19 protein-coding genes are annotated in these 22,927 nt (G+C 64.5%); 12 read left to right on the top strand and 7 right to left on the bottom strand.

The window, feature by feature from the left end:
* Positions 1–3 precede the first annotated feature (3 nt).
* Positions 4–1,179 carry an anhydro-N-acetylmuramic acid kinase gene (locus tag DEIDE_RS14920; RefSeq protein WP_012695159.1) on the bottom strand — a complete coding sequence of 392 codons (1,176 nt, stop codon included), beginning with the start codon at positions 1,177–1,179 and terminating at the stop codon, positions 4–6.
* A complete protein-coding gene (locus DEIDE_RS14915; protein WP_041227917.1) occupies positions 1,176–1,946 on the bottom strand; it encodes a GntR family transcriptional regulator in 771 nt (256 codons plus the stop codon). Before DEIDE_RS14915 ends, DEIDE_RS14920 begins: the two co-directional genes overlap by 4 nt.
* 125 nt (positions 1,947–2,071) lie before the next feature.
* Here DEIDE_RS14915 and DEIDE_RS14910 point away from each other — a divergent pair, with 125 nt between their 5' ends.
* The 5 genes from DEIDE_RS14910 to DEIDE_RS14890 all read left to right on the top strand — a co-directional run bounded on the left by DEIDE_RS14910 (position 2,072) and on the right by DEIDE_RS14890 (position 8,777).
* Positions 2,072–3,826: an ABC transporter substrate-binding protein gene (locus DEIDE_RS14910; RefSeq protein ID WP_012695157.1), complete on the top strand. Its 1,755-nt coding sequence runs from the start codon at positions 2,072–2,074 to the stop codon at positions 3,824–3,826.
* A 123-nt stretch (positions 3,827–3,949) separates the two neighbouring features.
* On the top strand, positions 3,950–4,921 hold the full coding sequence (locus tag DEIDE_RS14905; protein ID WP_012695156.1) for an ABC transporter permease: 972 nt from the start codon (positions 3,950–3,952) through the stop codon (positions 4,919–4,921).
* A gap of 43 nt (positions 4,922–4,964) precedes the next feature.
* Complete coding sequence (locus DEIDE_RS14900; RefSeq protein WP_012695155.1) at positions 4,965–6,089, top strand: ABC transporter permease; 1,125 nt, start codon at positions 4,965–4,967, stop codon at positions 6,087–6,089.
* A gap of 66 nt (positions 6,090–6,155) precedes the next feature.
* Positions 6,156–7,721: a glycoside hydrolase family 10-like protein gene (locus DEIDE_RS14895; protein ID WP_012695154.1), complete on the top strand. Its 1,566-nt coding sequence runs from the start codon at positions 6,156–6,158 to the stop codon at positions 7,719–7,721.
* Between the two features lie 168 nt (positions 7,722–7,889).
* A complete protein-coding gene (locus DEIDE_RS14890; RefSeq protein WP_012695153.1) occupies positions 7,890–8,777 on the top strand; it encodes an N-acetylglucosamine kinase in 888 nt (295 codons plus the stop codon).
* Between the two features lie 60 nt (positions 8,778–8,837).
* Here the strand turns inward: DEIDE_RS14890 and DEIDE_RS14885 are convergent, their stop codons facing one another.
* Positions 8,838–9,890, bottom strand: coding sequence for a sugar-binding transcriptional regulator (locus DEIDE_RS14885; protein WP_012695152.1), 1,053 nt, complete (start codon positions 9,888–9,890; stop codon positions 8,838–8,840).
* 124 nt (positions 9,891–10,014) lie between these two features.
* Between DEIDE_RS14885 and DEIDE_RS14880 the strand changes: the two genes are divergently transcribed.
* The 4 genes from DEIDE_RS14880 (at position 10,015) to DEIDE_RS14865 (ending at position 15,297) form a co-directional block, all read left to right on the top strand.
* A complete protein-coding gene (locus DEIDE_RS14880) occupies positions 10,015–10,845 on the top strand; it encodes an MIP/aquaporin family protein (protein ID WP_012695151.1) in 831 nt (276 codons plus the stop codon).
* Positions 10,846–10,872: 27 nt separating this feature from the next.
* Complete coding sequence (glpK, locus tag DEIDE_RS14875) at positions 10,873–12,372, top strand: glycerol kinase GlpK (RefSeq protein WP_012695150.1); 1,500 nt, start codon at positions 10,873–10,875, stop codon at positions 12,370–12,372.
* A 153-nt stretch (positions 12,373–12,525) separates the two neighbouring features.
* Complete coding sequence (locus DEIDE_RS14870) at positions 12,526–14,097, top strand: glycerol-3-phosphate dehydrogenase/oxidase (protein WP_012695149.1); 1,572 nt, start codon at positions 12,526–12,528, stop codon at positions 14,095–14,097.
* A gap of 141 nt (positions 14,098–14,238) precedes the next feature.
* On the top strand, positions 14,239–15,297 hold the full coding sequence (locus DEIDE_RS14865; protein WP_012695148.1) for a glucose-1-phosphate thymidylyltransferase: 1,059 nt from the start codon (positions 14,239–14,241) through the stop codon (positions 15,295–15,297).
* A gap of 24 nt (positions 15,298–15,321) precedes the next feature.
* On the opposite strand, the gene DEIDE_RS14860 is transcribed toward DEIDE_RS14865, so the two are convergent.
* From DEIDE_RS14860 to DEIDE_RS14850, 3 genes are all read right to left on the bottom strand, one after another.
* The gene (locus DEIDE_RS14860) at positions 15,322–15,825 is read right to left on the bottom strand and encodes a hypothetical protein (protein WP_012695147.1); all 504 of its coding nucleotides are present in this window, start codon (positions 15,823–15,825) and stop codon (positions 15,322–15,324) included.
* A 51-nt stretch (positions 15,826–15,876) separates the two neighbouring features.
* A complete protein-coding gene (locus tag DEIDE_RS14855; RefSeq protein WP_012695146.1) occupies positions 15,877–16,488 on the bottom strand; it encodes a hypothetical protein in 612 nt (203 codons plus the stop codon).
* Between the two features lie 61 nt (positions 16,489–16,549).
* Positions 16,550–17,830 carry an AMP-binding protein gene (locus DEIDE_RS14850; protein WP_012695145.1) on the bottom strand — a complete coding sequence of 427 codons (1,281 nt, stop codon included), beginning with the start codon at positions 17,828–17,830 and terminating at the stop codon, positions 16,550–16,552.
* A 200-nt stretch (positions 17,831–18,030) separates the two neighbouring features.
* On the opposite strand from DEIDE_RS14850, the gene DEIDE_RS14845 reads away from it, so the two are divergent.
* Genes DEIDE_RS14845 through DEIDE_RS14835 form a run of 3 tightly spaced genes read left to right on the top strand, consistent with a single transcriptional unit; the run spans position 18,031 to position 21,577 of the window.
* The gene (locus tag DEIDE_RS14845; RefSeq protein ID WP_041227855.1) at positions 18,031–19,080 is read left to right on the top strand and encodes a branched-chain amino acid ABC transporter permease; all 1,050 of its coding nucleotides are present in this window, start codon (positions 18,031–18,033) and stop codon (positions 19,078–19,080) included.
* Positions 19,077–20,873: a branched-chain amino acid ABC transporter ATP-binding protein/permease gene (locus DEIDE_RS14840; RefSeq protein WP_012695143.1), complete on the top strand. Its 1,797-nt coding sequence runs from the start codon at positions 19,077–19,079 to the stop codon at positions 20,871–20,873. Before DEIDE_RS14845 ends, DEIDE_RS14840 begins: the two co-directional genes overlap by 4 nt.
* A complete protein-coding gene (locus DEIDE_RS14835) occupies positions 20,870–21,577 on the top strand; it encodes an ABC transporter ATP-binding protein (RefSeq protein WP_012695142.1) in 708 nt (235 codons plus the stop codon). The genes DEIDE_RS14840 and DEIDE_RS14835 overlap by 4 nt, the downstream gene beginning before the upstream one ends.
* 78 nt (positions 21,578–21,655) lie before the next feature.
* On the opposite strand, the gene DEIDE_RS14830 is transcribed toward DEIDE_RS14835, so the two are convergent.
* A complete protein-coding gene (locus tag DEIDE_RS14830; RefSeq protein WP_012695141.1) occupies positions 21,656–22,795 on the bottom strand; it encodes an ABC transporter substrate-binding protein in 1,140 nt (379 codons plus the stop codon).
* Positions 22,796–22,927 lie beyond the last annotated feature (132 nt).

Below are 22,927 nucleotides of genomic sequence, written 5' to 3'. Positions count from 1 at the left end.
TGGTCACTCCGTAAAAGGTGGGGGAAGAAGAAGTTTGCCACCAGAGACCGCATGCCGGGCGCCGGTGGTGTGAGGCAGGGTGTTGGGCCAGCCCTGCGCCCGCGCGTAGCCCAGAAATGCAAATGCTGCCGCCTCCCTGGTGGTATCGGTAAAGCCGCGCGCCGACCAGCCGAGGTCCTCGAAGGTCCGGAGCGGCACCGGCAGCCGCCCTGCGAGTTCACGCATCAGGGTCGGATTGCGCGCTCCGCCCCCGGCCACCGCCACCTCGTCCAGCCCATGCGGCACCACCCACCGCAGGTAGGCGTCCGCGATGGTCTGAGCAGTAAACGCGGTGGCGGTGGCGGCCAGATCAGGAACGCTGAGGTCGGGGATCCCCAGTCTGGCCAGGCTCCAGGTCTCCCGGCCGGTTGCCTTGGGCGGCGGCGCAGACAGCTCCGGGTGGCTCAACCAGCGCTGCACGGTGGCCTGATCGACCTGTCCGGCAGCTGCCAGGGCGCCGCCCAAGTCGCAATCCAACCCTGCGAGCGCGGCCGCCTCATCCAGCAGGCAGTTGGCCGGGCCCGTATCAAAAGCCCTGACCGCGCTTGCATCAGTGCCGGGAAGATACGTCAGGTTACTGATGCCGCCCAGGTTGTGGACCGCCCGGTTGACTCCGGGTTCACTCAGCAGTGCCCAGTCCGCAAAGGGAACAAGTGGAGCGCCCAGTCCACCTGCCGCCAGATCAGCCGGGCGGAAGTCAGCCACCACAGGCTTTCTGGTCTGCTCTGCAATCAGGGCAGCTTCTCCCAGTTGCAGGGTGGCCGGGCGTGCCCATCCCCGCCCGGCGTCTGCGCGGGGATGATGCTGGACCGTCTGCCCATGGCTGGCGATCAGGTCGGCGTCGCCCGCCAGGGGCCGTGCCGCGTGTGCCAGGGTCTCCCCCAGCCACCAGTGCAGACTGGTCAGCTCGGCGGCGCCGGTCTCACCGCGCATGGCGCGCAGGACAGCCAGACGCAGGTCCGGCGGGAATGGCGTGAAGTTGTGAGCCACGACCCGGCCTCGGGGTGCCGTGCCGGTCAACGTGGGAAACGGGCAGCCTGACCCGAGGGCGGGCCAGCCGGGCAGTTCCAGCAGCGCTGCGTCGATGCCGTCGGCACTGGTGCCGCTCATCAGTCCCAGGACGCGGGGCGGGCGACTCACGGGCCATCTCCCTGAAGTTCCATCACGAAGTCGTAGCGGTCGCCCCGGTAATGCGCCCGTGCGTATTCGATCGGGCGGCCGTCCCGGGTCCAGGAGACCCGCTCGGTGGCCAGCAGCGCGCTGCCTGGAAGAATGCCCAGTAGCGAGGCCAGCTGGTCCGGGGCATTGACCGCCCTTAGATGGCGGATAGCCCGGTAGGGTTGCAGATTCCGCGCTGCCAGCAGGGCGTACAGGCTGGCATCGGTGACGTCCTGTTCGGTGAGTGGCTCGACCAGTGAGGCGGGCAGGGTACTTTCCTCCACGGCCAGCGGCTCGCCACTGGAGGTCCGCAGCCGCCGGACCCGCAAGACGGTGTCGGCCGGCGAGAGGGCCAGGCTCATGGCCTCCTGGGCCGTGGGACGGCCCCGCTCAAATTTCAGCACCTGTGCGCCTGGCCGGTGTCCACGCGACCGCACGTCATCGGAAAACGAGGTCAGCAGTCCAAGGGGACGGGCCGCTGGCGCTTCAGGCGGCGGTGCGACAAACGTCCCGCTGCCGTGGCGCCGGGTCAGCAGGCCCTGCTCGGCCAGCTGGGCGAGGGCCTGGCGCACAGTGACACGCGACACACCCAGACTGCTGGCCAGTTCCCGTTCGGACGGGAGGGCGCTGCCGCGCTCCAGTTCGCCGTCCCGAATGCGCTGGGCAATGCCCGAAGCGACCTGAAGATACACAGGGGTCGCGCTCGCGGCATCCAGTGGCAGAGCCCATTCCGGCAGGTGCAGGGACATCGAAATGACCATACCACTTCCAAACCACTTTGTCACAGAGTTGCAAGTGGCACCAAAGTGGTATTAGGCTAAAGACACGAACGCCACAACCTGCCTCGTCCCTACCCCCTGTTCCGGAGGTTCCCATGCTGAAACGAAGCACCCTCGCCCTGCTCTCCCTGGCACTGCTCGGCGGCGCCCTGGCAGCGCCCAAGAAAGTCAGCGGCTACAACGCCCTGGGGATCGTCAACGGCAAGACCGGCGGCTCCTACACCCTGACCCTGGGCGACAGCCCCCAGAGCCTGTTCTATTACGGCGTCATCGACAACAACCTCGGGTTGATCTCGCAGCAGATGTTCGACGGCCTGGTGGAGTTCAACCTCGCCACCTACAAGATCGAACCCGCCCTGGCCGAAAGCTGGACCATCAGCCCTGACGGCAGGACCTACACCTTCAAACTGCGCCAGGGCGTGAAATGGAGCGACGGGCAGGCCTTCGATGCCGATGACGTGGTGTTTACCTACAAAAACATCATCATGAACCCCGAGGCCCGGGCAGGCGACGTCGGGAACTTCAGGCTCGACGGCAAGAACGTCGAAATTGCCAAGGTGGATGCCAGCACCGTGCGCTTTACCCTGCCGCGCGCCGCTCCGGCCTTCCTGCTGCAGCAGCGCTACTTCATCATGCCCCGGCACAAACTGCTGAAATTCAGCCAGGAAGGCGGCGCCAAGGCGGCAGATATCAACGGCGCCTGGCCGACCAATGTCAACGAAACGGAAGTGGTGGGCACCGGGCCTTTCAAGCTGGCCACCTACACCGCCGGCCAGAAAGTCACCCTGACCCGCAACCCCAACTACTGGAAGGTGGACGCAGCCGGCAAGAAGCTGCCGTACCTCGACCGCCTCGAATTTCTGGTGATTCGTGACCCGCAGGCTCAGGTGGCCCAGTTCCTGGCCGGAAATTTGGACCAGCTGAACATCACCGGCGCGCAGTTCCCGGACCTCAAGCAGAAGGAAGTGGCCGGCGCCCCGTTCAAGGTGATGCGCTCGACCGCGCTGTTCGGCAGTCCTCCCTTCGTGGCCTATAACTTCGACGCCAAGGACCCGGCCCTGGCCAAGGTCTTCAGCGACGTGCGTTTCCGCCGCGCCATGCAGGGGGCCGTCAACCGTGAACGCATCATCGAAACCGTCTATAACGGCCTGGCGAGCCTGCCCGGACACGGCGTGGCCCCAGCCAACAAGGCCTTCTATACCAACACCACCAAGCAGCTGGGCAGCTTCAACCTCTCGGCGGTCAACGAGGCCCTGGACGCCATAGGTCTCAGCCGCAAGAACGCGGCTGGCATCCGCCTGCTCCCTAACGGCAGACCGTTGGAGTTCGACCTGACCTACGGCACTGACAGCAGCGTCTACCCGCCGATTGCCACCATCCTGCAGAGCGACTTCGCCAAGGTGGGCGTCAAGGTCAACCTCAAGGGCATCCTGAGCAGCCGGCTGCTGTCCACCGGTCAGAGCGGCGACTGGGAAATGATTCTGCACGCCTTCGGCGATCAGCCTGATCCCGAACTGCGCCGCCCGATCTGGCAGCCTGGGGGCAGTCTGTACTACTGGCACCGCAGCACCCAGCCTGCCAAGGACGGCGACCCGGCCATCGTGTCGCGAATGGCTAAGTGGGAGCGCGATATCTACAACATCTTCAACGACGCGGCCACCACCACCAGCGCTTCCCAGCGCAAAGCGCTGTACACCCGCTGGCAGCTGATATTTGCGCAGAACCTGCCGGTGACGCCCATCGCCAAACCCGAGAACATCGGGGCCATCAGCAACAAATATGGCAACTACGTGTACAACCTCGGCGTGATCCCTGGCTACAACCCGGTTCCGCTGATCTTCCAGAAGTAAGCCGCCCGCTGGTGGCGCGCCCGTTCCCGGCTTTCTGCCGAGACAGCGCGCCACCAGCGCCCTTCCTGAGGCAGGAGAGACCGTGAACCGAGCAAGTTCCTATCCTCACCGGGTGCGGCCAGAATGCTGACCTACGCGCTGCGCCGCATTCTGGGCATGATTCCCACATTGGTGCTGATCAGCGTGGTGTGCTTCACCGTGATTCAGCTGCAGCCCGGCAGCTTTATCGATCAGTACCTCGACGATCCGCGCGTGACCAAGGAAACGGTGGCCAGCATCACCCGGCAGCTGGGTCTGGATCAGCCGCTGTGGGTGCAGTACCTCACCTGGATCCGGGGCATCGTGACCGAGGGCGACTTCGGGTATTCGTTCGTCAACGGCCGCCCGGTCAGCAGCCTGATCTGGGAGCGGCTGGGCTGGACCGTGTTCCTGGCCCTGCTGACCCTGGTGGTCAGCTGGGTGATTGCTGTGCCGCTGGGCATCTATACGGCCATCAACCGCTACGGACCCAGCGCCACCATCATGAATTTTCTGGGATACATCAGCCTGGCGACACCGGACTTCCTGGTGGCGCTGCTGCTGATTGCGCTGGTGCTGAACGCCGGCGGCACGAACGTGGGCGGGCTGTTCAGCCCCGACTTTATCGATGCTCCCTGGTCCTGGGCCCGGGTCCGCGACCTGCTGGGCCACCTCTGGATTCCCATGATCGCCATTGGCCTGGAAGGAGTCGCGGGCCTGATGCGTCAGATGCGCGCCAGCATGCTCGACGTCATCAACCAGGACTACATCCGCACGGCGCGCAGCAAGGGCGTCACCCCGCAGCGGGTGCTGTGGCGCCACGCGGTGCGCAACGCCATCAATCCGCTGATCAGTCTGGCGGGTATGAGCCTGCCCAGCCTGATCAGCGGGACCATCATTGCCAGCATCGTGCTGAACTTACCGACCATCGGGCCGTTTCTTTACGACAGCCTGCTGAACAAGGACCAGTACGTCGCCATGACGCTGCTGCTGTTCAGCGCCCTGCTGCTGCTGATCGGCAACCTTCTCGCGGACCTCGCGCTGGCGTGGGCCGACCCCAGGATCCGGTACGAATGAATGCGGCCATGACACGTGCCCAACCGCGCCGGGAGGTTCATCCATGACGGCGGTCACCGGCCCGCTGGCCGCCCAGACTGTTCGTGCGCGGCAGACGCCACTGGCGCTGGCGCTGCGCCGCTTCCGCCGCAACCGGGTCGGGGTCCTGAGTTTCTGGGTGCTGACGGCCATGTACCTGATCGCGCTGCTGGCTGGATTCCTGGCGCCGTACTCGATCACGGCCCAGCACGAGGCCTACCCCTACCAGCGCCCGCAGGCGGTGCATGTCATGCACGAGGGCAAGCTGATGCGGCCGTTCGTGTATGGCTTCAAGAAAACGCGGGATCCGGTCACGTTCCTGTCCACCTTCGCCGAGGACAAGAGCCGCCCCCTGCCAATCCTGCTGTTCGTGCGTGGCGACGATCCGGCCGAGTTCCGGTACAGCCTGCTGGGCGTTTTCAAAAGCCAGTGGCACCTGTTTGGGGTCAAGGATGGCTACTACTTTCCGATCGGTACCGACAAGTTCGGCCGTGACCTGTTGTCGCGCATGCTGGTGGGCTCGCAGGTCAGCCTGACAGTCGGCGTGATCGGGATTCTGATCAGCTTCACCATCGGCATCGTGCTGGGGGGCATCAGCGGCTTTTTCGGCGGCTGGGTCGACAACGCGATTCAGCGCGTCATCGAGGTGCTGCTGTCGTTTCCGCGCCTGCCCATCCTGCTGGCCCTGTCCACCATCATCCCGGCGAAATGGCCCAGCACGTGGGTGTACCTGGGCATCGTGGCGGTGCTGTCCCTGATTGGCTGGGCCGGACTGGCCCGCGTGGTCCGCGGGCAGGTCATCAGCGCCCGCAACGTGGACTATGTGCAGGCGGCGCGGGCCATCGGTGCCAGCGACCTGCGGGTGATCCTGCGCCACATCATGCCCAACCTCAGCAGCTTTCTGATCGTGACGGCCACGCTGGCCTTGCCGGGCTACATCCTGGGGGAAAGTGCGCTGAGCTTCCTGGGCCTGGGCATCAAGGAACCCATGACCAGCTGGGGCCTGCTGCTCAAAGACGCCCAGAACTTCGAGACCCTCAACCTCTACCCCTGGCTGCTGCTGCCGGGCCTGATGATCGTGATTTCCGTGCTGGCCTTCAACTTCATGGGTGACGCCCTGCGCGACGCCGCCGATACCCAGAGCCGCTAGAAGCTGCCGCCCCCGGTCCGCCGCATGGTCTTTCGCCCTCTTGCATCACGTGAAAGGAGCCCAACCATGACCCACAAGCTTACTGCTGTCCTGGCTACCTCCCTGCTGCTGGCTGCCTGTGGTACCGCTCCTCAGTCGTCTGACCTCGATGCCCTGGACACCCAGGGCGTCAGGACGCCCGGCCCGCATGACAGCCCACGCGGCCGGGGTCAGCAGGAATTGCGTGGCCTGTGGGTCGACGCCTTTGGTCCAGGCATGAAGACGCCGGCGGAAATCGATGTGCTGGTGGCCACGGCACGGGCTATGAACGTCAACGTGCTGTTCGCCCAGGTCGGCCGCCGGGGAGACTGCTACTGCAATAACGCCGCCATGCCGCGCACCAACGATCCAGCTGTGCCGGCTGGGTTCGACCCCCTGGCCGACCTGATTACCAAAGCACACGCCCAGGGCATTCAGGTGCACGCCTGGATCATCACCACTGCCATCTGGAACAGCACGACGCCACCGACCGATCCTGCTCACGCCTTCAACGCCCACGGACTGGGTAAAACCGGCCGCGACTTCTGGCTGATGGTCAAGAACGACGGCACCACACGCGGCGGCAACGACTGGCTGCTGGACCCTGGTCATCCGGACGCGGCGGAATATATCCGCAACATGTACGTTTCGGTAGTCAAAAACTACGATGTAGACGGCATTCAGTTTGACCGCGTGCGTTACACCGACTTCAATCCAGTGGGTGGCCCCAGCAACTGGGGATACAACCCCACCGCGCTGGAGCGCTACCGGGCCGAGACCGGCGCTACGGGCATGCCGCTGCCGGGTGACCCGCAGTGGAGTGCGTGGCGCATGCAGCAGGTCACCAATCTGGTGCGGGAGACCGCTCTGGCGGTCAAGGCCACCAAGCCTGACGTTAGTGTGAATGCCGCAACAATCACGTACGGTGCCGGGCCTGCCAACGAGACCGAGTGGCTGCGCTCCCGGCCCTATACCGAGGTGCTGCAGGACTGGGTGACCTGGGTCAAGGAAGGCTACCTGGACGTGAATGTCATGATGAACTACAAGCGTGACTTCGTTCCAGCCCAGTCACTCTGGTTTGACCAGTGGAACCAGTTCGCCGCCTCGCTGCAGAGAGTGGCTCCTGATGTTCATCAGGTCAGTGGCAGCGCCATTTATCTGAACGACATTGCCAGCAGTGTCAACCAGGTCTGGAAGACCCGCCAGGCGGGGCTCAGCGGCTGGGCCGGGTACTCGTACCGCACGCCTGACAAAGACGTAAACGTCGGCACCCGCACCAAGGAACAGGTGCTGCCGGAACTGACTGCAGCATTGTCCGGCGACGGTGGGCCCTTCGAGCGTGCGGTGCGCTGGGACCGTCCGAATCCCGCGAAGCTGCGCGCCGTGAGCGGACAGATCACGGTAACCATCGGGCCGCTGGGCAGCCGCGTTGTGCGGCTGCTCGATAACAGCGGCCAGGAAGTTGCCCGGACCCAGACCGACGGTCAGGGCCGCTACGGGTTCATGAGACTCCCGCAGGGTCCCGTGCAGATCGAGGTTAGCGGTGTGACGAGCGAGAAGTTTACTCCCCTGCCCAGGCAGGTCACTCTGCTCTCCCCCATCGCTCTGCCCTGAGATCAGCAGGAAAAGAAAAACGCAGCAGAGAGGCAGGCCCGTAAGGCCTGCCTCTCTGCTGTCGCCGGACGAAGCGACAAGCGAAGCGCCCCCAGCCTTTTCCCGCCTGAATGTCGCAACAGGAGCGGGGAGCGTTAGACTCAGCCTGATGATCACGCAGGTTCACGCATGACCCGTTCGCCGCTGCTTCTGGGTGTGGACGCCGGTGGCACCGCGACCGGCTGGGCACTGGTCCGCGGCTCCCAGGTGGTGGCGACAGGAACCTCGCCAGCCTTCACAGCGCTGCTGCTGGGAACTCCGGCTGGCGCCGAAAGCCTCCAGGCGCTGGCCACCGCCCTGCCTGGACGCCCCGACGCAGTCCAGGCCGGGATTCCGGGCGTCACTGCCCACACCGACGCAGCACGGCACCTGCAGGCCGCTCTGGCAGAAGTTCTGAACGTTCCGGCTGGGCAGGTGGATGTCGAGGGAGACCTTGATCTGGCCTACCGCGCCCACCTGGCGCCCGGAACCGGCATCCTTCTTTACGCAGGAACAGGCAGCATCGCCTACCATGTCGCGGCGAACGGCGAGACCGTCAGGGCCGGGGGCCGGGGCTACCGGCTCGGGGACGACGGAGGCGGCTTCAGCCTGGGGCGCGCAGCGATGCGGCACCTGACCACACAGCTGGATCTCGGACAGATGCCTGACTCGCTGCTGGCGCGCGAAGTGGCGGCCGTCACCGGGGGGCTGGACTGGGAGACGCTGCGGAGCTTCGCCTATGGGTCACCCGGCGCTGCGGCCCTGGCGCGTCTTGCCCCGGCAGTGGGCCGGGCTGCTGACGCCGGGGACCCGGACGCTACCCACATACTTGAAGACGCCGCGTCGTCCCTGGCAGAACTTGCGGTACGACTCCGCACGCAGGTGGGTCCCCTGCCGGTGACCGCCACCGGAGGGGCCCTGCGGGTCAGCCCACTGTTCCCAGCGGCGCTGACCCGCGCTCTCCCCGGCGTAAATGTCCAACAGCGAAACCACGCAGAAGCCGCGGCCCGTTACGCGGCGCGGCTGTGGACATCCTGAGAGCCAGCCCACACAACTGCCCCTCTCCCAAGGGCCAGTTGCAGTGCCTGGACTTCGTGCTTAACCGTGCAGCAGAGTGCGGGCAGTTATTTCGTCCACGATCAGGGTATTCATCAGGCCGCCGTTGAGCGCGCCACGCAGAGCGTCCACCTTGGCCAGACCGCTGACGATGCAAACGGCGTGCGTCACACGGGTGGTCAAGGTCAGGTCCGGCCCGCTGGCCCGCGCGTTGATCGGAATATCAGCGAAACTTCCGTCGCCACGGTAGAACACGGTAGCGATGTCGCCAACGACCCCCTGCGTCAGCAGGGTCTGCTGGTCTTCGGGATCCAGATACCCCCCTACGTGCACGTGGCTGGGTGAGCCTGGGTCGAGCGTACCTACCGAGTACAGCAGGACGTCGGCGCGCTCCTGCAGTTCCACCACGTGCCGGACACTGCGTTCGCGCCACATGGCCGTTTTTGTGGCCGGGTCATCGAAAAAGGTGGGCACCGGGAACAGGTGGGCACGGGCGCTGTAATTCTGGGCAAAGCGCGTGATGGTATCCGTGACGAAACCGCTCATAAAATCCCGTGCGTGGGCGCTGCCGTTGAGCTGAACGAACTGTAGATCGGCCACATGGCGCGGCGTCAGCATGCGCGACACCGCGTCCAGGGTGTTTCCCCAGGCGAGTCCAACCACCTGCTGTGGCCGCAACAAAGTATCGAGCAGCCGGGCGCTGGCAACGGCCACCCGGTCGAGCCATACCGCTTCACTGCTCCCGGGGGGCACACCTACCACGTGCGGGGTCAGCCCTGGATACGCCGAGCGCAACTGCGCTTCGAGACTCTGTGGCTGTGCCTGGGGATCGTGGATACGGATTTCGACCAGCCCGGTACGCCTCGCCAGGGTCAACAGACGGCTGACCTTGGGCCGCGACAGCCCCAGCTCCCGGGCGATGGCGTCGGTCGTCAGGCCCTGGTGGTAATACAGCCGGGCAATCTGCACGGCCAGGGCCCCGGAATCGTCAGTCACAAGATCAGCATAAACGGAGGACCGCACGCACGTTACGAGGACAGCCCTCCACTCCCCCATCTTTGAACACCTGTTCACTTCTACTTGACATATGTTCATAGAGCAGTAATGATGAGCTTACCTACAATTCTGGCCCTGCGGCCTGCGCCCGCGACCTGAGCCCTTCTGCACCTGCGGAAGAGACATCGCCTCGTAGTGCCTGCACGGTGCCCAAGGGGGAAGCATGACATTTACGAAAGCGCAGGAATTTATGGCTGAGCTGCTCGGCACCATGGTCCTGATCCTGTTCGGCTGTGGCGTAGTCGCCATGGTCGTACTGTTTGCCAGCAACAATCCGGCTATTCCCGGCCAGATTGTCAACGGCGGCTATACCAACATCACCCTCGGGTGGGGTTTCGCGGTCCTGATGGGCATCTTTATCGCCGGCACCATCAGTGGGGCACACCTGAACCCGGCCGTCACCATCGCGCTGGCTGCCACCGGACGCTTTCCCTGGAGTAAGGTCGCGCACTACATCGCCGGACAGTTTGTGGGCGCGTTTCTGGGTGCTGCTCTGGTGTTTGCGGTGTACCACGCCAAATGGCTGGGCGTGGATCCGTCCCTGGCGAACACTGCCGGAATCTTCAGCACTTTCCCGGCCGTTCCCGGATTCTGGCCTGGGTTTATCGATCAGGTCGTGGGGACTGCCCTGCTGATGGGGCTGATCCTGGCGATCGGCGACAAGCTCAACAATCCGGCCGGGGCGGCCTGGGGTCCGCTGGCCGTCGCGTTCGTGGTCATGGCCATCGGAATAAGCTTCGGCGGCATGCACGGCTACGCCATCAACCCTGCCCGGGACCTTGGACCGAGACTGTTTGCGCTGATCGCAGGCTTTCAAAACACCGGATTCCAGAACGGTGTGTGGCTGATCCCCGTGATCGGGCCGCTCGTGGGTGGACTGCTGGGCGCGCTGATTTACGACACGTTCATCGGCAAACCCCTGCTGCGCGCCGGAGCCACCGCACATGGCGTTCAAGGTGCCGATCCGGCCTACAACCTCGAGCATCAGTCCTGAGATCTACCTACCGACAGGAGGCTTTACATGAGTCAGTTCATTCTCGCACTTGATCAGGGCACCACCAGCAGCCGCGCCATCGTTTTCGATCAGGAGGGCAACATTCGCCGCGTTGCCCAGAAAGAATTCCGCCAGATCTTTCCCAAACCCGGCTGGGTCGAGCACGACGCCCAGGAAATCTGGAGCACCCAGATCGGCGTCGCCCAGGAGGCCATCTCAGGTGCGGGGCTCAAGGCCAGCGACATCGCGGCCATCGGCATCACCAACCAGCGTGAGACCGTGGTGGTCTGGGACCGGCACACCGGCCAGCCGATTCACAACGCGATCGTGTGGCAGGACCGCCGCACATCCACCTTCTGTGATCAGCTCCGGGCCCAGGGCCACGCCGAACTGTTCCAGCACAAGACCGGCCTCCTGATCGACGCCTACTTCAGCGGCACCAAGCTCAAGTGGATTCTGGATCATGTCGAAGGAGCCCGCGAACGGGCCTTGAAGGGCGAACTGGCCTTCGGCACAGTCGACTCCTGGCTGATCTACAACCTGACCGGCGGGGCGCTGCACGTTACTGACGCCACCAACGCCTGCCGGACCCTGCTGTACAACATTCATACCGGCGAGTGGGACGACGAGCTGCTGCGCATTTTGGACGTGCCGCGCGAGGTCCTGCCACGGGTATGCAGCAGCAGTGAGGTGTACGGCGAAACCGCCGAGGGGCTGCTCGGAGCCCGGATCAGGATCGCCGGGATCGCCGGGGACCAGCAGGCTGCGACCTTCGGGCAGGCCTGTCTGGAGCGGGGAATGGCCAAGAACACCTATGGCACGGGCTGCTTCATGCTGATGAACACGGCGCATGAAGCGGTTCCCAGCAAGAATCAGCTGCTGACCACGGTGGCGTGGCAGCTTGGCGGCACGCGCACCTACGCCCTGGAGGGCAGTGTGTTTGTGGCCGGCGCGGTCGTGCAGTGGCTGCGGGACGGGTTGGGAATTATCCGTGACAGCAGTGAGGTCGAAGCCCTGGCCACCAGTGTCGACAGCAGCGAGGGTGTCTTCCTGGTGCCTGCTTTTGTGGGGCTGGGCGCACCGTACTGGGACAGCTACGCCCGCGGCACCATGGTGGGCCTGACACGGGGTACCACCAAAGCACATATCGCACGCGCCGCTCTGGAAAGCATCGCCTACCAGTCGGCAGAACTGCTCGAAGCCATGGGACAGGACAGCGGCGCCCCGCTGCGGGAGCTGCGCGTGGACGGTGGCGCAAGCACCAACAACCTTCTGATGCAGTTCCAGGCCGACATCCTGGGCGTTCCAGTGGTGAGGCCCAAAGTGACGGAGACGACCGCACTGGGCGCAGCCTACTTGGCTGGACTGGCCGTGGGGTACTGGCAGGGCACGGAGGAGATTACCCGTCAGTGGCAGGTGGACCGCATTTTCGAGCCGCAGATGGCCGAAGACGAGCGGGCCCGCCGCCTGGCACGCTGGCGAAGTGCCGTGCAGCGCAGCCGCGAGTGGGAAATCGCCGAAGCCTGAACCTGAGAGGTGCAAGTCCGGTCTGCTTTCTCGGACCGGACTTCATCTTTATGAGGCTTGCCCCTTGTATTCCCTGCTTGAACATTTGTTCAGAATGATTGAACATACGTTCCGAAAGCGACCTGTAGATTCCTCAACCAGAAAGGACCATTCATGACCAAACCTGCCGACCCCCGATCAGAGAGCCTGCGCGACGCTACTCAGCCCCACACCTGGGACCTGCTGGTTATTGGTGGGGGAGCCTCCGGACTGGGCACTGCTCTGGACGCAGCGAGCCGTGGTTACCGCACGCTGCTGCTCGAAGCCCACGACTACGCCAAAGGCACCAGCAGCCGCAGCACCAAGCTCGTTCACGGCGGCGTGCGCTACCTGGCTCAGGGCAACGTCTCGCTGGTCCGTGAGGCCCTGCATGAGCGGGGGCTGATGCGCCGAAACGCCCCACACCTTGTGCGGGATCAGGGTTTTGTTGTGGCCGCCTACCGGTGGTGGTCAGCGCCGTTTTATGGCGTTGGGTTGAAGATGTACGACCTGCTGGCCGGCTCACTCGGGCTGGGCAGCAGCCGCTTTGTCAGTGCTGCCGAAGCCTTGCGCCGCATTCCCACCCTTCAGAAAACAGCGCTGAAGGGCGGCATCCTGTATTTCGACGGCCAGTTTGACGATGCCCGCATGGCCGTTACCCTGTTGCGGACGTTCCAGAATTTTGGCGGAGTCGCGCTGAACCATGCGCCCGTGACCGGGTTGATTCACGACAGCGGCAGGGTCACGGGGGCCCGGTTCCGCGATACCGAGACCGGCCAGGACCACGAGGTCCGCGCCCGCGCCGTCGTAAATGCCACTGGCGTGTTCGTTGACGATATCCGCCGGATGGAGGACCCTCTCGTCGAACCGATGCTCTCACCCAGCCAGGGTGTTCATGTGGTGGTCGACCGGCGATTCCTGCCCGCGGACACCGCCATCATGGTTCCCCGCACCGATGACGGGCGCGTGCTGTTCGCGGTTCCCTGGCACGATCATGTGGTGATCGGCACCACCGACACTCCGGTCCCGCAGACCAGCCACGAGCCGCGCGCCCTGCCGCAGGAAGTTGACTTTATTCTGCGTACAGCAGCTCAATACATGGATCCCGCACCCACCCGCGCCGATGTCCGCAGCGTGTTCGCTGGTCTTCGCCCGCTGGTCAAAGCTGCCGGCGGCACCGATACCAAGGCCCTGTCGCGTGACCATGTGATCCGGATCAGCGGTGGCGGACTGATCACCCTGACCGGCGGAAAATGGACCACCTACCGCCGCATGGGCGAAGACACCGTCAACCGCGCCGCTGAGCTTGCGGGTCTGCCCCAGCGTCTCAGCCTGACGCAGGCCCTGAAACTTCATGGTGCATTCCGTGAATCTCCGGAGAGCCAGGTGCCTGACAGTCACTGGAAGGTGTACGGCACGGACGCCAGCCGGATTCAGGCGCTGCCCGGCGCGCAGGCGGCCCTTCATCCAAGCCTTCCCTATACGGAGGCTGAAGTCCAATGGGCTGTCCGGCATGAGCAGGCGCGCACCGTCGAGGATGTGCTGGCGCGCCGTCTGCGTGCGCTGCTGCTGGACGCCCAGGCCAGCATCGAGGCGGCGCCGCGTGTAGCAGCTCTCCTGGCCGAGGAGCTGGGCCAGGATGCGGAGTGGCAGGCTGGACAGATTCAGGCTTACACGACGCTGGCTCAAGGATATGTCCTGGCCTGAGAAGATCAGTGATGCGCCTCGAGTTCAGAAAGCTACGCATGAGTAACAGTTGCTCCAGACCGTCCTTGTGAGCAAACCTCAGGCCAACATAAATATTTCCTTGCCGAAGCAATCGTGACCTACGCACTAAAATGCCCAGCAATGAAAGCCATTATTCCTGCCGCAGGTCTGGGCACCCGACTGCGCCCACTGACATTCACGCGTCCTAAACCTGTACTTCCTGTGGCGGGTCAACCGATTATCCGCCTGGCCATTAAAACCCTGACCGAGGCCGGAATTCGTGACATCGGCGTGGTGGTCTCCGACATTACCCGCGAAGAAATCCAACACGCCCTGGACGGGATCCTGGATGTGCAGGTCACCCTGATCAACCAGCACGAGCAACTGGGCCTTGGGCACGCCGTACTCACCGCCCGCAGCTGGGTAGGACAGGATGATTTCTGCGTGTATCTGGGTGACAATCTGTTCGAGCATGGTGCTGCGCCGTTTGTTGAGCAGTTCCAGCAGGACAAGCCCGAAGCACTGATCGCCCTGGTTGAGGTCGACAATCCCACTGCCTTCGGTGTGGCAGAACTGGACGGCGAACAGATCATCCGTCTGGTGGAGAAACCGAAAAATCCTCCCAGCAACCTGGCCGTGGCTGGTCTGTACTGCTTTACCCCAGCAATTTTCGACGTACTGGAGGGTATGCCTCCTTCAGCACGCGGCGAGTATGAAATCACCGACGGCATTCAGGGTCTGATCGAACGCGGCGCCACGGTGCTGGGGCGGCGGGTCGAAGGCTGGTGGAAGGATACGGGCCGGCCGGAAGACCTGCTTGACGCCAACCGGCTGCTCCTCGAAAAGATTGAACCTGATGTGCAGGGCGCCGTCGAGGACTCACAGATCACGGGCCGCGTCATTATTCCAGCGAGCGCGACCGTGCTGCGCTCCAAGATCGTCGGACCGGTGATGCTGGGAGAAAACGTGTGGGTCGAAGACGCCTACATCGGCCCCTTTACCAGTGTCGGTGCGGACAGTGTGGTTCGTCAGGCCGAAATCGAGTACAGCTCGATCGATGCCGGAGCCCTGATCGAAAAGGTGGATATCCGTCTGCAGGACTGCCTGATCGGCGTGAAGGCTCAGGTGTGCGGTGGCCACCGCCGGCCACGCGCCCTCAAGCTCACCATCAGCGACGCGAGCGTGGTCGAGCTGGCCTGAGCCTCACTTCGAGCGGACCGCCGCTTACTGCACCGGCTCGATATCCGAAAGCGAGGTGGAATTGGCCGTGATCCGCTGCTGTTGAAGCTGACCAAGTTCCTGGGCATCCACGGCGTGCTGCGCCATGATGATGGTCTGACAGAGCAGCATCAGTGAAGCGGCCACACTACTGGGCAGGGTCCGGGCCCCATGATCACGCAAAATGGTGCCCGCATGGCCATCGGTCAGAATCATCACTTCCGGGCCCACCAGCAGGCCAGCTGGGTCCGGCGCAGGCCAGACACGAGCCCGGCACGCCATCAGTTCGGTACGCCACTGTGCTGGCGTGGGTGGTGCTGCGGCGTGTCTGGGTGTGGGCGCAAGGCTGCTTTGAACAGCCTGAATCAGCTTCTGAACCTCGGCCCCCTGTTCTGGGCCCAGCTGAGTGAGACGCTGAATCAGGTGGTGACGGTCGCCGGTCCCTTCCTGCCAGTCGATCAGCAGATCCAGCAGGGAGGGGCCTGTCTCTGGCGGGGAGGAGTCGTTCATGCCGTTACTGTACGCCGTGGGCATGAATGTTGCCCGGAGAAAGCAGGAGACTCAGCTGACCACGCGTTTTTGTTCGTCCCATACCGCCGCCATCCGGGTGGCGCCGACCGGAAGTGCATTGACCGGCGACAGGGGCACCTGGCCGCCGACCCGCACCAGCGCCTCGCATTCACGGGCCCAGCGGGCCTGAGCATCGGCCACCCGCGCGCGCAGGCGTGGCCGGGTCAAGACTCCCAACGCGCCCCGCGACCCCTGAAGCGCACTGAAAGCTTCAACCACATCGTCAGCAGCTTCGGCCAGGGCCCAGGTGGCACGGCGCAGGTCCGCGACTGCTGAGGGACGGATTTCGAACAACTGATCCGTGTGGGCATAACCGGCGATATCCAGCGGCTCCGCCCCCAACTCGCGCTGCATCAGGGATTTCAGATGCAGCACATGCCGAACGTCGGATGACGTGGAGATAGCGCTGCCGGTCGAGCGTACAGAGGTGCCGACCAGAGCGAGGACCCGCGGGGTCAGCCCTCCGACCACCATGATCCGCAGCCTGGGCAGGCGCAACTGCCAGCTTTCCAGCACGGTCAGGGTCTGCCCCGCCCGGTAGACCGGATCGCTTTCAGCACCAAGCACATCGGTCAGTGTTTGCCCCGCAGCTCCAGTGGTCATGACCCAGTCATACTGCCCCGGCAGAGCTGCGGTCTATAGAAAAGGCCTCATTAACTCGAACTCACCGCTTCTCGCGCAGATCCGTCACGCGGCGCAGCTTGCCACCTTCGCTTCTCGGCAGGCTGCCAGGAGCGCACAGCTCGCAGGAGATGCTGACCCCCACCTGAACCTTGACCAGTCGCACTATTTCCTGCTGCAGTGACGGCGAATCGTCACTGGACTCAACTTGCAGGTGCAGTTCGTCCATCAGGCCGCTGCGCGACACCGTGACATGGTAGTGCGGGCTCGTCTGGCCCAGGCTGGCCAACACCGCTTCGAGTTGAGTGGGATACACATTGACCCCGCGCAGGATAATCAGATCGTCGCTGCGGCCCCGGATCAGGTCCATCCGGCGCATGGTGCGCCCGGTGACGCCCTGTTCTGGAATCAGGCGGGTGATGTCCCCGGTCCAGTAGCGCAGAATGGGCATCGCGCTGCGGCTCATGCTGCTCAGGACCAGGACCCCCCACTCGCCGTCGGGCAGCACCGCGCCGGTCTCCGGATCCACGATCTCGGGATAGAAATGGTCCTCCCACACGTAGCTGCCGTGCTGCTCAGAAGCGTCCTCGTTGCTGACTCCAGGTCCGATGATCTCGGACAGACCATAGATGTTGGTGGCCCGCACCCCCAGACGTGTCTGAACCTCCTGTCGCGTCTTTTCTGCCCAGGGTTCGGCCCCCAGAACGGCGTAGCGCAGGCTGATGTCGTCCGGCCCCAGGCCCTGGCGGGCCAGAGCGTCGGCCAGCACCAGGGCGTAGCTGGGCGTGCAGGCGATGACCTCGGGCTGAAGATCCAGAATCAGGCTGACCTGCCGCTCGGTGCCGCCGCCCGACACGGGCACGGTGCACAGTCCCAGGCGCCGGGCGCCCCCGTGGGTCCCTAGTCCACCGGTAAACAGCCCGTAGCCGTAGGCGTTGTGAAACACCATCCCGGGGCGCGCACCGGCAGCGTACAAACTGCGCGCGACCACCTCCTCGAAGACATTCACGTCGTGCTCGTCGTAGGCAACGACCGTGGGTTTGCCGCTGGTGCCGCTGCTGGCATGAATCCGGCGCAGGTCAGTGCGGGGCACCGCGCTCAGGCCCAGCGGGTAGTGATCGCGCAGGTCGGCCTTGCGGGTAAACGGAAAGTGTTGCAGGTCGCCCAGCGTTTTCAGGTCACCTGGTACGACGCCAGCCTCATTGAATTTGGTGCGGTAGGCGGGAACGTGCTCGTACTGACGAGCCACCATGCTTTGCAGCTGCTGCAGTTGCAGGGCGCGCAGGTCGGAAACAGGCAGAGATTCACGGTCGGGTTGAAACATGGGGAGCCTCCATCACGGCAGAACACAGTGCCGGCACATAAAACCAGCAGAATTTCGACAAGTGGCGCCAGTCTAGCCTCCTTGCTGCCCCTGGCGTAGACTGCAGGGCCGCGGCTTGCCGGGCTCCGGCGGCTCCGATATGGTGCGGACAATGACAAACCGAGCGTGTACTGGAGGCCAGCAAGCGGCCAGGCAGGAAACTGCATATGTTTGATCCGGCAATTTTTCCAATCCTGGCGGCAGATGGTCTGACCAACGGCGCCGTGTACGCGCTGCTGGCCCTGGCGCTGGTGCTGGTCTTTGCGGTGACACGGATTATTTTTATTCCTCAGGGAGAATTCGTGGTGTTCGGCACCCTGACGCTGGCCGCATTGCAGCTAGGAAAGACCCCCGGCACGCTGTGGCTGCTGCTGGGGGCGCTTGCCGTTGCGGCCGTTATGGAAGCCGCTTCGCTGGCCCGGCGTGGTCAGGCCGGGCGAGGAGGCATGGTCCTGGGCACCGCCACACTGCTGGGCCTGGGCGTGTGGGCCCTGACCGGCTGGCTGGCGCCTCTGAAACCACCGCTGTGGTCCCAGGTGCTGCTGACCCTCGCGCTGGTGGCGCCGCTGGGGCCTTTGCTGTACCGCACGGTGTACCAGCCGCTGCAGAACGCCAGCGTTCTGGTGCTGCTGATCGCCTCAGTGGCCCTGCACCTGCTGATGACCGGACTGGCCCTGCTGTTCTTCGGGCCCGAGGGCTCCCGCACCCCAGCATTTGTGGAAGGCAACCTCAGCCTGGGTCAGGTGACGCTCAGCCGTCAGAGTTTGCTGGTGATCCTGGTCTCGGCCATGCTGATGCTGAGCCTGGCACAATTCTTCAACCACACCATGGCCGGCAAGGCGCTGCGGGCCACGGCCGTGAACCGGCTGGGCGCCCGCCTGGTGGGCATCAGTCCCTCAGCCGCCGGCACGCTGACTTTTACGCTGGCGGCCCTGATCGGGGCCCTGGGCGGAATGCTGATCGGGCCATCAGTGGCCATGAACTATGACAGCGGCTTCCTGATCGGGCTCAAGGGCTTTATCGGGGCGATCATCGGCGGTCTGGTGAGTTATCCGCTGGCTGCGGCCGGGGCCATTCTGGTGGGCCTGATCGAGAGCTTCGCGTCGTTCAGCCTGTCGGCCTGGAAGGAAGTGATCGTGTTTACGCTGATTCTGCCGGTGCTGCTGTGGCGAAGTGTAACGACCCGCCACATTCCGGAGGACGAGGAATGAGCGCCGCGCGTCCCCCACTCTCCCGCCGGACACTGCTGGCCGGCGCCGCCGTGCTGATTGCCGCCCTGCTTCCCCTGCTGCTTCCCACGTTTCAGGTCACGCTGCTGACCAACATCCTGATTTCTGCCATCGTGGTCACAGGCCTGGTCCTGCTGACCGGCGTGGTCGGCCTGACCAGCTTCGGGCACGCGGCCTTCATGGGTGTGGGTGCCTACACCACCGCCATTGTCAGCACCCGCCTGGGCTGGAGCCCCTGGCTGGGCCTGCTGGCCGGTTTTGTAACCACCGGCAGCATCGCGGCCTTCCTGGGCCTGATCACCCTGCGGATGCAGGGGCACTACCTGCCCCTGGCCACGATCGCCTGGGGCATCAGCCTGTTCTATGTCTTCGGCAACACCCCGGCGCTGGGCGGCAACACCGGCCTGACGGATATTCCGCCGCTGCAGCTGTTCGGGCTGAACCTGACCAGTCCACGGTCGTTTGCCTATCTGGCCCTGCTGGGCCTCGGTCTGACCGCCCTGGCAGCGCAGTTTCTGCTGTCGTCGCGAACCGGGCGGGCCATGCGAGCGCTGCGCAGCGGGCCCCTGGTGGCTGAGGCCTTCGGCGTCAATACGTTCAGCCTGCGGGTCCAGGTGTTCGTGCTCTCAGCTCTGATGGCCTCGCTGGCCGGCTGGCTCTATGCCCACAACCAGCGCTTTTTGAATCCCACGCCCTTCAGTCTCTCCGCGGGCATCGAGTACCTGTTCATGGCCGTGGTCGGCGGATCCCAGTACGTCTGGGGCGGCGTGATGGGCTCGGCGCTGATCACCCAGCTGCGTGAACAGCTGCGCGACGTGCTGCCGGGACTGCTGGGTCAGCAGGGCAGTTTCGAGACGGTGGTGTTCGGGCTGCTGATTATCCTGGTGCTGCAATTTGCGCGCCGGGGCCTGTGGCCGCTGGTGGAGCGCATCCTTCCGCAGGAACGCATGCGGCTGCTGCCAGCCGGGCGTCCCCTCGCCGGGCGCCTCTCGCCAGAGCCAGGCACCTCGCTGCTGAAGGTGGAGCATGCGGTCAAGCAGTTCGGTGGCCTGAAGGCCGTGAACGACGTGTCCTTTGAACTGCGGGCCGGAGAAATTCTGGGCCTGATCGGCCCGAACGGCGCCGGCAAAAGCACGGTCTTCAACCTGCTGACTGGCGTCAATCCAGCGACCAGCGGCCGGGTGAGCTTCCTGAACCAGGACATCACCCGGCGCAGCGCCGGTCAGATTCACCGTCTGGGGATCAGCCGGACCTTTCAGCATGTGCATCTGCTGCCGGAACTGACCCTGCTGGAAAACACCATGATGGGCGGCTACGCACGCGCCCGGGCCGGCGTGGTGCGCAGCATGCTGCACCTGGAGCGCCACGAAGAGGCCGCGCTTCAGCAGGAAGCCCTGAAGCAGCTTCAGCGGGTCGGGCTGGGAGAGCAGGCGTTCGAACTGGCGGGGAACCTGCCGCTGGGGCAGCAGCGGGTGCTGGAGGTGGCACGCGCCCTGGTGGCCGACCCCGTGCTGCTGCTGCTCGATGAGCCAGCCGCCGGGCTGCGCTACGGCGAGAAGACCGCTCTGGTGGAGCTGCTGCGCCGCCTGCGTGACGAGGGTGTGACGATCCTGATCGTGGAGCATGACATGGACCTGGTGATGAGCCTGGTCGACCGCCTGGTGGTCATGAATTACGGCGAGAAGCTGGCTGAGGGCTCTCCGGCCGAGGTGCGCGCGAACGCGGCGGTGCGCGAGGCCTACCTGGGTGTAGACCTGACGGAGGACGTGGCATGAGTGTTCTGCTGGACGTGCAGCATCTGCATACCCGCTACGGCCGGGTCGAAGCCCTGAGTGACGTGAGCGTGCAGGTGCCCCAGGGACACATCGTCAGCGTCATCGGCGCCAACGGCGCGGGCAAAACCACCCTGATGAACTCGGTGATGGGCATCCTGCCGTCGCAGGGGGAACTTCTTTACGCGGGCGAAACGCTGCGCGGCGTTCCGCTCGAAGGGCGGGTCGCGCGCGGCATCAGTCTGGTGCCCGAGCGGCGCGAACTGTTTGCCAGCATGAGCGTGGCCGACAACCTGACCCTGGGCGCCTACACCCGCCGCCGGGGGCACTGGCGCGCCGACCTGGACGAGGTGTACGCCCGCTTTCCCCGCCTCTTGGAGCGGCGCAGCCAGCTGGCAGGCACGCTGTCAGGAGGCGAGCAGCAGATGCTGGCCATTGGCCGGGCCCTGATGGGCAGGCCGAAGCTGCTGCTGCTGGACGAACCCTCGCTCGGGCTGGCGCCCCTGATCGTGCGCGACATCCTGCGCATCGTGCGCGACCTGCGCGACAGTGGCGTGACCGTGCTGCTGGTCGAGCAGAATGCGCGCGCCAGTCTGGCCATCAGCGACGAGGCTTACGTGCTTGAAACCGGCCAGGTCAAGATGAGTGGTCCAGCTCAGGAACTGGCCAGGCATCCTGAGTTGAGTGCCAGCTACCTCGGCGGTTGAACACCATCCGGTCAGCGCTACGCAGAACCACAAAAAAGAGGAGGGGCAAATACCCCCTCCTCCTGTTGTGCCGCTCGGTTACTTCAGCAGTTTCCAGCCCCCATTCACAATCTGCACCATCACGCGGCTGCGCGCGTCAAGCCCCAGGTGGTCGGTAGCGCTCAGGTTGAAAATGCCGTGCGCCCCGATCACGTTCCGGGTTCCTTCAAGAGCATCACGCAGCGCCTCACGGAAGGCAGGCGTGCCGGGCTGGGCTTTCTTGAGAGCTACAGGAAGCGCCTTCTGCATCAGCAGCCCGGCGTCCCACATGTGCGCGCCAAAGGTGCTGACGCTGTCCTTGCCGTACTTTGCCTCGTACAGGTTCATGTAGGCCAGCCCGACGCGGCGGGTGGGGTTGGTCGTGGGCAGCTGATCGGCAACCAGGACGGGGCCCGCAGGAAGGATGGCGCCTTCGACGTCCTTGCCCCCCACCCGCAGGAAGTCAGCGTTGGCTACGCCGTGGGTCTGATAGATGGTGCCGGTATAGCCGCGGTCATTCAGGGTCTTCTGTGGCAGAACAGCTGGAACTCCGGACGCCCCGACCAGGATGGCATCGGGCCTGGCCGCGACAAGCTTCAGGATCTGCCCGGTGACGCTCGTGTCACTGCGGCCATAACGTTCCTCAGCAATCACCTTGATGCCGCGCGCCGCCGCGTTGCGCTTGAGTTCGTTGGCCCATCCCTCACCGTAGGCGTCATTGAAGCCGATGTAGCCCACAGTGCGCACCTTGTTTTTCACCATGTGCTGCACAATGGCCGCGGCCATCAGGGCGTCGGTCTGAGGCGTCTTAAAGACCCAGCTGCGCTTGGCATCAACTGGCTTGATGATGCTCTCGGAGGCAGCCAGACTGATCATCGGCACCCTGGCCTGGGACACCACGTCGATCATGGCGAGTGAGGCGGGCGTCGTGGTCGTGCCGATAATCAGATCGACCTTGCCGTCCTGAATCAGCTTGCGCGCATTGGTGACGGCGGCCGTGGTGTCGGAGGCGTCGTCCAGAATGGTGTAGACGATCTTCTGGCCGGCAACGGTCTGCGGCAGCAGCACGACCGTGTTTTTCTCGGGAATCCCCAGGCTGGCCGCGGGACCGGTAGACGAAACGATGACGCCGACGCGGACTTCGGCCAGGGCAAGGGACGTGGTGGCAAGCAAAGCGGTCAGGAGCAACCGGGTTTTCATAGTGAGCCTCCGTGCAAAAACACTGCGTTGTGGTTGCTGGAATGCTAGCAGAGTCCGCTGCTCCGCTTTCCACGCCATTTCACGGTTGAACCGGGTTCCCAGGAGGTCCGGCTCCTGCGACTGGATGTGATT

Origin of the sequence: Deinococcus deserti VCD115, from assembly GCF_000020685.1 — a bacterium.
Classification (GTDB): domain Bacteria; phylum Deinococcota; class Deinococci; order Deinococcales; family Deinococcaceae; genus Deinococcus; species Deinococcus deserti.
Note: the sequence above shows the minus strand (reverse complement) of the source record. Positions and strands in the feature narration are given on the sequence as shown.

Coding starts and splice junctions, on each gene's coding strand:
- DEIDE_RS14870 (WP_012695149.1), top strand. CDS start 12,526: ATGACCAAACCTGCCGACCCCCGATCAGAGAGCCTGCGCGACGCTACT.
- DEIDE_RS14830 (WP_012695141.1), bottom strand. CDS start 22,795: ATGAAAACCCGGTTGCTCCTGACCGCTTTGCTTGCCACCACGTCCCTT.
- glpK (WP_012695150.1), top strand. CDS start 10,873: ATGAGTCAGTTCATTCTCGCACTTGATCAGGGCACCACCAGCAGCCGC.
- DEIDE_RS14865 (WP_012695148.1), top strand. CDS start 14,239: ATGAAAGCCATTATTCCTGCCGCAGGTCTGGGCACCCGACTGCGCCCA.
- DEIDE_RS14905 (WP_012695156.1), top strand. CDS start 3,950: ATGCTGACCTACGCGCTGCGCCGCATTCTGGGCATGATTCCCACATTG.
- DEIDE_RS14890 (WP_012695153.1), top strand. CDS start 7,890: ATGACCCGTTCGCCGCTGCTTCTGGGTGTGGACGCCGGTGGCACCGCG.
- DEIDE_RS14885 (WP_012695152.1), bottom strand. CDS start 9,890: ATGAACATATGTCAAGTAGAAGTGAACAGGTGTTCAAAGATGGGGGAG.
- DEIDE_RS14910 (WP_012695157.1), top strand. CDS start 2,072: ATGCTGAAACGAAGCACCCTCGCCCTGCTCTCCCTGGCACTGCTCGGC.
- DEIDE_RS14915 (WP_041227917.1), bottom strand. CDS start 1,946: ATGTCCCTGCACCTGCCGGAATGGGCTCTGCCACTGGATGCCGCGAGC.
- DEIDE_RS14895 (WP_012695154.1), top strand. CDS start 6,156: ATGACCCACAAGCTTACTGCTGTCCTGGCTACCTCCCTGCTGCTGGCT.
- DEIDE_RS14855 (WP_012695146.1), bottom strand. CDS start 16,488: ATGACCACTGGAGCTGCGGGGCAAACACTGACCGATGTGCTTGGTGCT.
- DEIDE_RS14850 (WP_012695145.1), bottom strand. CDS start 17,830: ATGTTTCAACCCGACCGTGAATCTCTGCCTGTTTCCGACCTGCGCGCC.
- DEIDE_RS14860 (WP_012695147.1), bottom strand. CDS start 15,825: ATGAACGACTCCTCCCCGCCAGAGACAGGCCCCTCCCTGCTGGATCTG.
- DEIDE_RS14835 (WP_012695142.1), top strand. CDS start 20,870: ATGAGTGTTCTGCTGGACGTGCAGCATCTGCATACCCGCTACGGCCGG.
- DEIDE_RS14840 (WP_012695143.1), top strand. CDS start 19,077: ATGAGCGCCGCGCGTCCCCCACTCTCCCGCCGGACACTGCTGGCCGGC.
- DEIDE_RS14900 (WP_012695155.1), top strand. CDS start 4,965: ATGACGGCGGTCACCGGCCCGCTGGCCGCCCAGACTGTTCGTGCGCGG.
- DEIDE_RS14880 (WP_012695151.1), top strand. CDS start 10,015: ATGACATTTACGAAAGCGCAGGAATTTATGGCTGAGCTGCTCGGCACC.